Source organism: Mesorhizobium sp. G2-6-1, from assembly GCF_055809095.1.
Genome location: NZ_JBVVTF010000001.1, coordinates 234,415 through 247,179 on the forward strand (window position 1 = coordinate 234,415; position 12,765 = coordinate 247,179).

The following is a 12,765-nucleotide window of genomic DNA, read 5'->3' on the forward strand; positions in this document are numbered from 1 at the left end:
CCTGGACTCGTGGAGGTGTTTTTCCAACCTTCACCGACAAGATTAAAGATCGCGCACCGCGAGGGGGACCCAACGACCCGCGTTCTGCTTTTGCGCTTCGATGCCCCGAACACAACGACCACCCTCTTCCCGATCAACACGATGCCAACATCCGAGCGCTTCCTCGAGCCGAAACACGCTCCCATCCTGTCGGTCGAGCTGGTACTAAAGAACGGGTTCGCCCACATCGTCGATGATTCCGACGGAGCCGAACATTTCGTCGTGCCGAGCACCCTCGATGACGTTCAGATGTACCTAGAGGAGTGCATGCCCTCGGGGTTCACTAAAGACCCGAATTTCGGGCTTGGGCTTGATCCCACGCTTTCATTCATAACCCAGGCGCTGTCACAGATCGATGGTATCAAGCAATTGCGCCTGACCGACGAGAGGACCCTCGAGGTCTCTCGGTCGGCCGACGGCAAGACCTTTGAGATGGGCTATCGTCTTTTCGACGAGTTGCGCCGCGGGGCCAATCGCTTTGATGGTAAGGCGCGCGCCTCGAGCAGGAAGAAGAAGCACCAAGCCGCCTACACCAACCTGCTCACCAAGCTTGACCGGGAAAAGTTTCCGCTGAAGCTGTTCGAGCGCGCACCCGATGATCTGGCGGAAGTGATTGGCGAGACCATTGTAGACGCCCGCCTCTCGGAAAAGGACCGTGCAGCGGTCGTCAGGCTTGCCGGCGCAACAGTTCGCAAATCGATCAAAACCCAGCTTGCCGGGCTCGTAAAACTTCATGAGGAGATCGAACTTGCGTCCCTCGATGAGCTGATAGTCCATATGGAAACGCAGTTCGCCGCGAAGGCTACCGAGCCGCAATGGCAGCAGCTGTTCCAGGCCAACCCGTTTATCCTGGACATGGCATTCAACGTGCCGGTGCTTTTGCTGCAGGGGCAGGCCCATGTCGGCGGGAAGATTCTCGACGGGTCAGGCGAGAAGATCGCCGATTTCCTTTTCACCAACCAGCTGACCGACAGTATTGCTATTCTGGAGATCAAAACGCTCGGCATGGACCTGGTCAGCAAAAAGCAGTACCGGGGCGGAGTCTTGGCGCCCTCCCCGAGCTCGTCGGTGCAGTCGTGCAGACCCTCGACCAGATCGACAAACTGCGTAGCGATATCTAGCGAATTAAGGCGCTTAATCCCCAGCATAAGCTGGAGTCCTACGGCATCAAGGGCGTGGTGCTGGCGGGTACAATCCCGGATACCGAGCGGAAGCGTTCCTTCAAACTGTATCGCAACAGCTTGTCCGGTCTGTCTATCATCACGTTCGATGAGCTGCTAGCGAAGCTGAAATCCTTGCGCAAGCTCCTGTCGGCGAAGTCGGCATAGCGCGGGATCTCCGCAACGCCATAAGATGGACCGTTAGTGTCAACGCAGAGCTACTCCTCCGCCTCGACTTCTATGTCCTCTCGGACGCCCGCAAAGTCCGGCATGATGTCCCCCGCCAGTAGCTTTTCCTTCGACAGTAGCCCGGCGTCCTCGAGTGCCTCGAAGTCCGGAAGGTGGCGCAGCGTGTCAAGCCCGAACTCCAGCAGGAATTCTTTCGTGGTGACATAGGTATAGGGCGCGCCCGGCGTCGGGCTGCGCGGGCCCGAGGCGATCATTTTTGCACCGCGCAGATGGCCGATCAGGTCGCGCGAAACTTCCTTGCCAAAAAACGACGACAACTCTCCGCGCGTGATCGGCTGGAAGTAGGCGATGCCCATCAAGACAAGGACTTCGGACTGCGTGAGGTCCCTGGCGCGATCGTTGCCGCCGGCGGCCGTGCCAAATGCACAGCGGATGGCGTCGGCATAGGCCGGCCGGGTCAGGTGCCGAAAACCGCCGGCGACGGCGACCAGGTCGTAGGGCCGGCCGCGTAGCTCCTCGCGGATGTCGTCGATGAGGAGATCGAGATTGCAGTCCTTCCCCACGACTCGCGCGAGGACACTACGTGTCACCGGCTCGCTGGCGGCAAAAATGGTAGCCTCAACGCGGTTCATCCACTCGCGCCAGCGCAGTTCCGGCGGCAGATGATCCAGCTCCCGATCAACCAGCATTCGCTGGACATTACCTTTTGGTCCCGTCTGTTTCGCCGTCCCGGCCATTTTCTTCACAGCCCGTAGATGCGAAAGGTTTGGCGGCCGGACAATTCGCGCACGGCGCCAAGCTCGACCAGCCTGTCGAACAGCCTACGCAGGCCGCGATCGCTCATGCCGGCGATCTTTTCCGAAGCGACGATCGCATCGCCGGACAAAAGCTTTTGAACGACCGCATCCGCTCCCTTCGCTCTTAGCTTCGGGGCAACAGTGAGCAGTTTTTCCGCCCGGCGCCCAAGGTCGCTAAAAAGATCAATGGCACGCAGCGCGACGCGCGCCTGCGTGGCCAGCATTTTTGTCACGATTGGCTTCCGTTTCGGTTGCCGCAGCCGGAGAGACAGATGCCAGTCGGCGAGCGTGGCCAGGCTTTGAACCGAAAGCTGCCTCGATGCCGAGCAGCGGCACCGCAAAGTCCAACCCAGCCGCTGCGCCAACAGGGCGTCGGCAAACCAGGCTCCAACGGCACGGCCGAACCCATGGCGCTCGGCGGCCATGAACGCACCCCTCAGCATCCCGATCGTCCCTTGGCTGGCGGCGAGTTGGCGAAGCTCGTCCGCCAGGTCGCTCACCGCCTCGTTGTCGCGGACAAAAAAACCGAATTCTTCCAAGACCGCGGCAAGACTTCTTTCCGACAGCAGTTCCCCGGCGGGCCGTGCTGCCAATCGCTGCCATGCCAGCAGCATTCGGCCACCAGGCCCGACATCGTCGCCCGGGCGGGTGAGGACAAAAGTATCGCGCAAAGCTGCTTCATCCTCGACGCGCCCCGCCTGCTTTGCCGTTACTGCGGCCGCGCCGAGCGCCAGGTGCTGCCGCCAGGCGCCGGCCCATTTTTCCTCGCGGCGCACCACCGCATCGAGCGCGCCAATGGCGGCGCCGGCGGCGAGCGCGACCTCCTCAACCTGTTTGCCCGCAAGGGTTTGCGCTTCCGGGATGGCCCGGCGCAGCCAGGCCGGCACCGCCATGATCGGCGCGACCGCCGTGGCACCGGCAAGGTGGCGTAAAGAGGGTTTGGGACGCAGAATCATCCGAAACAGCATGACTTACGACGGCGCTTTTGGCAATTGGAATTGGCAACAACCGCCGCACCTGTCGCGCGGAAAAAACGAACGATAATGTTGCCTTATCGTTCGTTTTGTGCTCGATAGAAAAAATGGCCGTTTTCAACGATCAAAAGCCCAAAAATCACCCTCGGCGACCATCCGCAGCGTCCCAGAGTCCGGAGGCTGTCGTCGATCATCCCGCCGTGATGGCGTCGGACGGCGACTTGCCCGATATCGTCGATGTCGTCTTGGCCATGGGACAGGCACCCCAAGAGCCGGAGAATGGCCAGACCCTTCGCCAGGGCTCCGGGCGTTCGGAGTTCGGAAAGCCAAGTCGTTGGCTTTCCGCCGGCGATGCCGACCACTCCTCACCCCCTGCCCTTCCGGCGGTGGCGCCAAAACCGCGCGTTCCGCCGCATCTGGAAAAACTTGCCGACCGCGCCCGTGATTACGTCGAAGCGGCAAGTTCCGCCAATACACGCCGTGCTTACACCGCCGACTGGAAACATTTTTGCGCCTGGGCACGCCGCCAAAATCTCGAGGTGTTTCCGCCCAATCCGCAAATTGTCGGCCTCTACATCACCGCGCTCGCCTCCGGCAGCACCGGAGGCAGTACCGTAGGCAACACCGTAGGTGCGGGCACAGGGGAGAAGAAAACGGTGGCGACGATCGAGCGCCGTCTGTCCGCCCTGACCTGGAATTTTGCCCAGCGCGGCGACAAAAAACTGGACAGAAAGGACCGCCATATTGCCACCGTCATGGCCGGCATCCGCAACAGCCACGCCTCCCTCCCCGGCAGAAGGAGGCCATTCTTCCGGAAGACCTCATTGCCATGCTGGAGACACTTGATCGCGGTCTGCGCGGTCTGCGCGACCGCGCCATTTTACTCATTGGCTTTGCCGGTGGCTTGCGCCGCTCCGAAATCGTCGGCCTCGACGTTTTTCGCGATCAGACCGAGGATAGCTCCGGCTGGATTGAAGTTTTGGAGAAAGGCATTCTGGTCACCTTGCGTGGCAAAACCGGCTGGCGCGAGGTCGAGATCGGGCGCGGTTCTGCCGACGCCACCTGCCCGGTTGTTGCGCTGCAAACCTGGCTGAAATTTGCAAAGATCGCCCACGGTCCGCTGTTTCGGCGTGTGACGGGGCACGGCACAAAAGTCGGTGCTGAACGATTGAACAGCCAAGAGGTGGCGCGGCTGGTCAAGCGCGCTGCGCTGGCCGCCGGCGTACGCGGCGATCTATCGGAGAACGAACGCGGGCAAAAATTCTCCGGCCATTCACTCAGAGCAGGTCTCGCCTCCTCGGCCGAGGTCGACGAGCGCTATGTGCAAAAGCAGCTCGGCCACGCCTCCGCCGAAATGACCCGCAAATACCAGCGCCGCCGCGACCGTTTTCGGGTCAATCTCACAAAGGCTTCAGGGCTGTAGAGATTAAAAAGCCCCTCCCCTGCCCTCAGTTCGCTGCGGCGTTGCTGGCGGAGGACGTTTCCTCGGTAGACAAGGCACGCAACACGGCTGCCGGCTCTCTTTCCATGATGCGAAGCAAGGTGCGCGCGGCGCCACTCGGCTGTCGCTTGCCCTGTTCCCATTTCTTGTAGCCAGACGGACTGGTGCCCAGCACCGTCGCCATCTCATCCTGAGTCAAATCAAGCTTCTTGCGGATCGCCTTTGCATCGACCGCGCCGACATCGACGGTGTGCTGCTTGATGCCCGGAACTTCCTTGCCCTGCGCGTGCGCCAGAGCTTCCGACATAGACTGGATCAAATCAGCACCAATTTTTGTCATCTCGCTCATGTCCTGCTCCTGTTCGCTGCCTTGATCGCCTTAGCCTCTCCCGGCTTCAAATCCGTCTTTTCGTTCTTACCATAGGCCAACAGTGCATAGATCGGTGCGTCATCACTGTACCAGTAGTAGATGACCCTGGCTCCGCCGCGCTTGCCTTTGCCTTTGGCCCCGAACCGCATCTTGCGGACACCACCCGTGCCGGGGATCTCGTCGCCCACTTGCGGATTAGCCGCGAGAAAGTCGATCAATTCCTTCCGTTCGTCTTCGCTGAACAGCTCCTCCGCCTGCTTGAGGAACAATGGTGTCTCGGCGACGGTCTGCATGCGCTTCTTATAACCCAATGGGGTATATATGAGAAACCGGTGGCAGGAGTCAATGCCGATTTGCCCGCAGCGTCGTCTTCAATGGATCATTTCCACGTATCTTTCATATTGGAAATCCGTCTTGGTATCCATTCATGGATGCCGGGTGACCTGACGCCGACCGGATGCGAACAACGTTCAGATTGACCCCCATCATCTCTCAATATCCGAGCTATCCCGCCATTCTCGACGTCACCCCGTTCGCCTTCAACGCCGCCATCAGCATCGGGCCAACGGAAAATTCTCCTGTCCTCGCCTTCTCGGTGAGTGCTCGCAGATATCCGCCCGCCGAATTGATGTGCTGGGCTCGCTGAAGGATGCAGGCGATTACCACCGCGGCGGTTTCCGGCCCCATCGTATGGCAGGCATCCTCGTACGCCGACGGCGAAACCCCGAGATATCCCCTCACTTGGGCGGCCGTCGCCATCAGATCGCGCCAGTTGCTGATCCCATCCAGGGCGTAATCGCTAATTTCAGGGCAGGCTTTCAGCACAAGCCCTAGCGGATAGCCTTTCGGCAGCTCCTGCGTTCGCGGTTGTGGCTCAAACGTCGTTGCCTTGCTTTTTTCTGAAGCAGGTTCAAATTCAAAAAGGATATCGGTATTTGAATTAGATTGCTGCGGTTCATTTTGAGACTCATTGGCGCTCGGATTCGTAGTTTTCATGAAGCTTTCCAAGATCATGTCCACGTCTTCGCGCACAGCAGCCAGATCAGCAACGATGGCCTCCAGCTCGTGCAGGACAGCTTTGCGCGGAATAGCATCCACAATCTCGCGGAAGCGCTTCCAGATGCCTCCCCAGTCGCCAGGAACGGCTTCTTCGAGAGCGGCCTCGATCAGTTTATCGATGTCACGGCGATACAGGGTAATCCGCTCACGCATCAGCTTGAGGGCACGGTTGTCCGCACGGATCCGTTCTGCTGCCTGCTGGAATTCCTCGGAACGGACAAGCAGAGGTGCGAGAGAGAAGCCAAAGGCATCCTCAAAATCTCCCGCCCTACCCTTGCGGGCGTATCTTTTCCCGTTGGGGCTATCCCGCCGTGTAATGAGGCCACAATCCAGCAGAGCTGCCAGATGCCTTCGCAACGTGGCATTCGCCATCCCATGTGCACGCAGTGACAACTGCTTATTCGAGGGAAACACGATCAAGCCGTTTTCCTCCGATAGCTCGTTATCGGGGTAGAAGGACAGCAAGCCCGCCAGGACGGCCAGCGACCGATCACCGATGCCGACCAGGCTTTTGCCTTCGCACAGGTCGCGATAAACCTGCCATTTGTCGACGACCTTCCCTTCCGGGATTTCCTGTGAATCCTTTTGCGCCGCCAACAAGGCAAGCGTCATCGTTCGGCTCCCAAAGGGAGTCGTTGCAATACCCGTTTCCATGTTTCATTCGCCTTCAGTTAGGCAAAAGAATCCTGCTCGCCGACTTCGGCGTCAAAACGCTTGACACTGATTCGTGGAAATGTGATTCTCAATTTGCAAAGATCGAGAAGGGCTTCCACGGTTCGCCGTTCGGGGGCCTTTTTCTTTTGCGGGTTAGTCTCCTAGTTTTATTCCCTGTTCCGGGTCATGAACTCGTCGTAGAGCACTTGAAGCCGTTCCTTCACGAAGAGTCCGAACTCGGGTTCGACGTTCCTGTCGAAGACGAGCGAGACCTTGGCGGCGCTCTCCACGATCCTGACTGGACGAGCGCCGTCTGACGCCTTCCAGGCTTCTGTAAGAGGCTTCGGCCTCGTGACTTTCAGCGCGTCATAAACAGCTTGAAATCTGGCATCGCTTTTCTCGGCAAGGAATTCGTGATCCTGAATGAGCTTCAGCGCTTTAGCCCGCTTGCTCTTCTCTTCCAGTAAATCAGCCAGATCTGCCCAACGGAGCCGTCCAAAGGCAGGAGATGAGCCGACAGCTTCGATCAATTCGGGTGGCAACCGCTTGATCAAGGCGATCATCCGAGACAACGCGGCCTTGTCTACTCCCAACGAAGCCATGATGACCTCACGGGGAAACCCACGATCTTCAAGGCGCGCAGCGAAGAACGACCGCTCTATGAACGACAGATCTGTGCGGGAGTTGTTTTCTTGCCCCTGCGAGACGACCAGCTGTTCATCGGTGAGATCGCGTACAACCGCCCTCACCGTCCGCCCGAGCTCCTTGGCTGCGGCTAGTCGGCGATGACCGTAGGCAACCTGATACCGGCCGTCATTTTGAGGATTTGGTCGAACTAAAATCGGCACCTGTTGCCCATGCTCGCGGATTTGTGCCACTAGGCTGGATGCGTCATCACTATCGACGCCCAGCCGATCGACGACAAAAGCGCCGTCAATGAGCGCAGTCTCGAGTTCGACGACCACTTGTCCTTGGGCGAGCTGTTTCTCGATTTCGTCTGCTCGATGTGCACGAGAATTGATGTTTTCCAGAGATTGCGAGATCGCACCGACAGGACTCGCAGGCCTGATCGTCCTCTCAAGACCCAACAATGGGCGCCCAAGCTGTGGCTGTGTGCGGACAGGTTCAGCTTGGGTGACATCTGGGGAGACTTCGAAAACGTTCTTGCGCGCCATGGATTACTTCCTTCCCCACGTGCTGCGGATAAGGGCCTCAATCTCGCCGTTTACGAGGGTAAGGGACTCTAGAGCGCGTTCGTACGTGCCTCTTGTGAAGGCCGCCTTATCCACTTCGTAGAGCGTCTGCTTCGTCAGACCGGCATCGGAGACCGCGGTTGATTTCAGCATCGAGTGTTCAAGAACCCTTTGTCCGAAAATCGAGCGCATGAAACCAGCCATCTGGCTTTGTGGACCATCGTTTGGCTCGTAACGCGTCACCAGATAACGCATCCAGTTGTATTCGGTGCTGCCACCTGCATTCTCGACAACTGACAGGAGGTCGCCCGTCATGTGCAGAAACTGGGACATCGACATAACGTCCAACATCTGCGGATGAACTGTAATCAACACTGCGGTGGCAGCGCAGAGTGCCGAGAGTGTCAGAAATCCGAGTTGGGGAGGGCAATCGATGATGACCACATCATAGTTGCTTTCGATGTCGGCAAGGCTTTCACCGATTCGCGAAAAGAACATGGAGTCGGTTTGCGAACGTTCGCCCAGCACCTTTGGCGTGGTGTGCTCAAATTCCATGAGTTCAAGGTTACCGGGCACCACATGCAATCCGGGCGTATAGGTCGCGCGAACAATCTCCGAGATATGGCGTCGGCTGTCATCGTATCGGATTGCGCCGTAGAGGGTTTCCCCTCCCCGACGTCCAGTTCGGGTTGATGCCCGAATAGGGCTGAAAGCGATGCCTGCGGATCGAGGTCAATTGCAAGTACACGATATCCACGCAAAGCCAGATATTGTGCGAGATGGGCGGAAGTCGTCGTTTTTCCCGAGCCGCCCTTAAAATTCATAACGCTTACGATCTGGAGCTTCTCGCTGGCACGACGATGTCGGACGTATTTGGGAGCCCCCTTACCGCCTTCATCGAGCACCCGGCGCAGTCCCTCGATATCATCTACCGAATACAGCCGCCGGCCGTTTGGCAAAGGTTTTGGTCCATGGCCATCGGCTACTATCTGCCTGAGATAGCCCTCGTGGATCCCGATGAAGTCCGCCGCCTCGGCGGGCGTGAATAAACGAATGTTTTTTTGCGATGTCGGTGGAAATGTGCGAAGCTGGTGCGCTTGAAGCTGACGCGATAACTCGCTTGCGTCGGACATAATTTGGCTACGAAGGGTCGAAGCGACGTCTATCGTTTCTGACAAATTTGAAGTGGTCAAGACCCACGCTCCTGAAATCCGCGCTTAATTCCGCATACAATGCAGAAATGCGCTGATCTAATTAGCCAGATTCGGATTGCAATGGCAAATGCTTTAAAGTTAAGAGAAAGTTAACGAGAATTCGATGCATCTGCCGCTCACGGAGTTGCGCGCAAATTCGAGTATCTTGACCGCGAACTACCGAGCTTGATGTTTTCTTCATTCCCAAGTGCCAACCGTCAATCGAGTTGCACACGTACAACTCGACATCGGGATCGCTCATTGACGAGCCCGATGTTTTCGCGGTTCCATGGCTTGGGCCAATGAGTTGCCCATGTACAACTTGATCGTCAAGATGAAGGCCATGGCCACTGACAGATGGGATTCCTTAACCCATTCGGAACCAAGCCTTCGCCCATCGCTTCCGCTACCTTGGTCTTCCAACACGCAGCCGTCTCATCTTGGATAGCCCCAGCCCTGCGGATGACCCATTCATAGCCGACTGGCAGCCCCGGTGGTATCGACTCTATCCATACGGGATCGAAGTCGCGATCCTACTCGGTCGCGACCATCACATCCGATACCCAGTCCTGGAGATGCTACTGGAGAGATCAATGACCGCTACATGCGAAGAGGTCTTTCTGGTGTCGTTGGGTGCCTCCCCCAGAATTACAACAATTTTCTCGAACGTCATTTCTTGGAAGACTGGTCTCAGATCGCGAAATCTCGTCTTCAGCAACAGGCGTTCCTCATTTGACAGAAAGTGAGCATCCTTCCCCTGCAGTTAGGCAGCCGTAATTAGCCAACGAGGCTTCGGTGATGCGTTGGATTTCCTCCTTGGCAGTCTCGGTCGCCGACTTCTGAGCGGCCACAATCTCAATTACGCACAGGGACAGACCCATTTGCAACCCAGTATTGCTGAGCCCTGCACAACGATTGGGCAAGGAACCGGATGGATGCCCGACGGCGGCCTGCTCGTGGCCAACCAGGTTCAACGTTTCCTTGACAAAGGCACGCATCTTTTTCTCGGCCTTAGACTTCAACAACAAAAGATATCGCTTCCAGACGGCATCCAGGGCGCCATGCTTCGACAGGTCGTCCACAGTTAGATGGCCAAGGCGGCCATAGATCCGATGATGTCGATCCAAGCGCTGTTTCCATTAATTTCATTGGCTATCCCGGGCATAGCGCCATGGAGTATCTCGATACCCATGCTCGAATTCGCCCTGTGACAATCGATGAGCAGCCTCTCAAAGGGCGACCATCTGCAGAATTTCGGCAGCATGGACTCCAACGAGATCTGCCAACGGTTGAAGACCCTCGGGGAGGGCCCATTCGACGTGTCCCAGTTCGCTTTCAGGCAAGAGAGAACAGCAGGTCGGCTGAGCCCGATACGGATCGTGGCTTCCTTGTTCACCTACCCGGTTGCTGCAGACAGCCAGCAACATACGGCACCTCGTATCCACCCCTTGCTACCTTCGTTCTGCCAGCCCCCTCCTTTTCCTGCATCCTTGTCAGCGTGGGCGCCGTACTATATATGACCACTTTAGTCATTGGAGATTCCGACAATGAAAGAAGCCCAATTGAAAGACGTGAAGGCCACGTTTTCCCATGTTGTCGATGAGGCCGTTGCAGGGGCACCGACGGTTGTTACCCGTCACGGCAAGCGGGAAGCCGTCGTCCTCAGCTATGCCGACTACGAGCGCCTATCTCGGGTGCCCTCGCTCGGCTGGCTGCTGACGAATTCCCCTTGGAAGACGGCGACCTACCTGTTCGCGTGCGCAAGCCCGCACGAACCCTGCGTAATCCGGCGTTCTGAAATTGTACCTGCTGGATACGAACGTCGTCAGTTTGCTCGCGCCTTCAAAGAAGCGGACACCTGCAGATGAGGAGCTGGTCGCCTGGATCATCGATCGGTCTTCCGATCTATGGCTTTCAGTAATAACTGCGGCCGAGATCGAGGACGGCATTGCGAACGCTAAGCGGATCAGGGCCACCAAGAAGGCGGCCGCTCTCGCAGAGTGGTGGGGAGAAATCCGTCACTATTATGGAAGCCAGATCCTGCCACTCGACCTCGATACAGCGACGATGACCGGACAATTGATGACGATCGCGCGCGCCGCTGGTATCTCGCCTGGCTTTGAAGATATCGCCATTGCGGCCACTGGGAAACAGCACGATTTGATCGTGCTCACTGAAAATGAAAAGGACTTTCGGCCATTGGGAGTAAGGTATCAGAATCCGTTCATGGGGCTGCCCGACTAGCTAATCGAACATGGATTCCAGGTTTTTCAGCGAACGGGGACGGAGAAGGACAACTTGGCTTGCCCTCGCCAACTGAACAACTGCATCGGTGTATTTAGTGTGGGCCACCCCGGCACTGAAATTTGCCACATAGTAAGAACGGGCCGTCACGCTTCCTTGACGGTCGATATGCCGACGGGTTTACCGTGCCATTAGCAGTGGACGACTTAAACCAGCTCAGATCTCTTCTCAACGATGTCAGATCCCAAGTCTCCACTGAATTGGCTTGGGAAGTGCCGACTCCCAAGGTCGCTCCGTTTTTACCGCATAGCTCCCCATCACACAATTTGTCTATGCAAAACGAATCAGTCTGCCGGTGATGGTCGCCGAGCCAATCTGTAAAGTATGCTTGCGCGTTCAAATCCAATAATTGCTATGCGTTTTCGCAATGTATTGATAGGAGGTTATCGCGAGAGAAGCCAACCAGACCGGCTGGATCAGGCGCCGTAGACACCCTGAAGCTTTTCAAAGATCTCCGAAGCGATCTCATATTGTCGGGCTTTGCCCCGACCGATCGAGGTGCGCCCCCAGGACTCCTTCAGTAGCCCGCGAACAACCAGCGGATCAATCGCTTCTTGTGCGGCTTTTCTAGTCATTCCAGCCGCTTCAGTAACATTGGTGATCGTCAACGCCATGTCCGCTTTCTGCAGGCTGTAGAGCAAATTGATCATGCCGAGCTGTCGCAACCTCGAATTAGGCGTCTCGTTGGGCAAGGGTTTGGACATGATTTCGTGCGTAGCGAGGGTCACGAAACCTGTGTTGTGCCATCGATGATTTAACGGGCTTGGCATCAGTCTATCTATGCGTTATCGTACAGTATGACAACATGTCGAAACCACCACGACGAACGGCCAAGAGAAGCTTTGACAAGGGAGCCTGTATGAGAAATTCGGTCACTCGGGCACTTTCCAAAAGTTTACTGTGCGTTTCAATATACACGTTTTCGTCTTCCATAGCGCGTGGAGACGACTGGGGCTGCCAGGTACTTCTGTGCCTTTCGAACCCTGGCGGTCCTACCCAACACGCCGAGTGTCGTCCACCGGTAGAACGGCTTTGGTCACATCTCGCCAAAGGGCGATCCTTTCCAATCTGTAGCGGCGTCGGCTTCACTGCGTCCAAACCCCGTTATGCGCCCTACTACTGCGATGCCGGCTTCCAGCTGGTCACCAGGAACGGCGTTCGCGGACGAGATGAAGTGGGCTGCATGTCCACGGAGCCTAAGGTCGCTAGCAACGAAGTATGTAGCAACGATCTCCGCGGCGGCGGCCCGCAGCGATCCGGTAGCTGGCATTTCGAAGCCGGACAGCGGGTGTGCAAGGCCATTGTGACCGCGCGTCCTCACATGCGTAAGCAGCCAAGATATGTCGATATCATGGTCGACGGCGCAGGCCAACAGCGCGTGTGGTTCTAGCC

11 protein-coding genes and 3 pseudogenes are annotated in these 12,765 nt (G+C 57.3%); 5 read left to right on the forward strand and 9 right to left on the reverse strand.

The features are described 5' to 3' along the window. Nucleotides 1–9: 9 nt before the first annotated feature. Nucleotides 10–1,320, forward strand: a complete 1,311-nt coding sequence (locus AC0L7S_RS20735; RefSeq protein ID WP_473474605.1) for a Shedu immune nuclease family protein — start codon at nt 10–12, stop codon at nt 1,318–1,320. Between the two features lie 97 nt (nt 1,321–1,417). Here AC0L7S_RS20735 and scpB read toward each other — a convergent pair whose 3' ends face one another. After that, nucleotides 1,418–2,077 (reverse strand): SMC-Scp complex subunit ScpB, encoded by a 660-nt coding sequence (gene scpB / locus AC0L7S_RS20740; protein ID WP_473474606.1) that lies wholly within the window; start codon nt 2,075–2,077, stop codon nt 1,418–1,420. Between the two features lie 53 nt (nt 2,078–2,130). Then, on the reverse strand, nt 2,131–3,153 hold the full coding sequence (locus AC0L7S_RS20745; RefSeq protein WP_473474607.1) for a DUF1403 family protein: 1,023 nt from the start codon (nt 3,151–3,153) through the stop codon (nt 2,131–2,133). 113 nt (nt 3,154–3,266) lie between these two features. Here AC0L7S_RS20745 and AC0L7S_RS20750 point away from each other — a divergent pair. Next, nucleotides 3,267–4,582 (forward strand): annotated as a pseudogene (locus AC0L7S_RS20750) (site-specific integrase). Nucleotides 4,583–4,607: 25 nt separating this feature from the next. On the opposite strand, the gene AC0L7S_RS20755 reads toward AC0L7S_RS20750, so the two are convergent. From AC0L7S_RS20755 to AC0L7S_RS20780, 6 genes and pseudogenes are all read right to left on the reverse strand, one after another. Further along, complete coding sequence (locus AC0L7S_RS20755) at nt 4,608–4,949, reverse strand: helix-turn-helix domain-containing protein (protein WP_473474608.1); 342 nt, start codon at nt 4,947–4,949, stop codon at nt 4,608–4,610. Further along, a complete protein-coding gene (locus AC0L7S_RS20760) occupies nt 4,946–5,263 on the reverse strand; it encodes a type II toxin-antitoxin system RelE/ParE family toxin (protein ID WP_473474609.1) in 318 nt (105 codons plus the stop codon). Before AC0L7S_RS20760 ends, AC0L7S_RS20755 begins: the two co-directional genes overlap by 4 nt. A gap of 211 nt (nt 5,264–5,474) precedes the next feature. Further along, nucleotides 5,475–6,683, reverse strand: a complete 1,209-nt coding sequence (repC, locus tag AC0L7S_RS20765) for a plasmid replication protein RepC (protein ID WP_473474610.1) — start codon at nt 6,681–6,683, stop codon at nt 5,475–5,477. Between the two features lie 167 nt (nt 6,684–6,850). Next, entirely contained in the window at nt 6,851–7,858 is a 1,008-nt protein-coding gene (gene repB, locus AC0L7S_RS20770) for a plasmid partitioning protein RepB (RefSeq protein WP_473474611.1), read from the reverse strand. 3 nt (nt 7,859–7,861) lie between these two features. Beyond that, nucleotides 7,862–9,009 (reverse strand): annotated as a pseudogene (gene repA, locus AC0L7S_RS20775) (plasmid partitioning protein RepA). Nucleotides 9,010–9,797: 788 nt separating this feature from the next. Continuing rightward, nucleotides 9,798–10,196 (reverse strand): hypothetical protein, encoded by a 399-nt coding sequence (locus tag AC0L7S_RS20780; protein ID WP_473474612.1) that lies wholly within the window; start codon nt 10,194–10,196, stop codon nt 9,798–9,800. A 420-nt stretch (nt 10,197–10,616) separates the two neighbouring features. Here AC0L7S_RS20780 and AC0L7S_RS20785 point away from each other — a divergent pair. Both AC0L7S_RS20785 and AC0L7S_RS20790 read left to right on the forward strand, forming a co-directional pair. Continuing rightward, nucleotides 10,617–10,867, forward strand: a pseudogene (locus AC0L7S_RS20785) (type II toxin-antitoxin system Phd/YefM family antitoxin). Nucleotides 10,868–10,869: 2 nt separating this feature from the next. Continuing rightward, nucleotides 10,870–11,313, forward strand: coding sequence for a PIN domain-containing protein (locus tag AC0L7S_RS20790; protein ID WP_473474613.1), 444 nt, complete (start codon nt 10,870–10,872; stop codon nt 11,311–11,313). 476 nt (nt 11,314–11,789) lie between these two features. On the opposite strand, the gene AC0L7S_RS20795 is transcribed toward AC0L7S_RS20790, so the two are convergent. Continuing rightward, on the reverse strand, nt 11,790–12,077 hold the full coding sequence (locus AC0L7S_RS20795; RefSeq protein WP_473474614.1) for a MarR family transcriptional regulator: 288 nt from the start codon (nt 12,075–12,077) through the stop codon (nt 11,790–11,792). Between the two features lie 155 nt (nt 12,078–12,232). Between AC0L7S_RS20795 and AC0L7S_RS20800 the strand changes: the two genes are divergently transcribed. Next, the gene (locus AC0L7S_RS20800; protein WP_473474615.1) at nt 12,233–12,763 is read left to right on the forward strand and encodes a hypothetical protein; all 531 of its coding nucleotides are present in this window, start codon (nt 12,233–12,235) and stop codon (nt 12,761–12,763) included. Nucleotides 12,764–12,765: the final 2 nt, after the last annotated feature.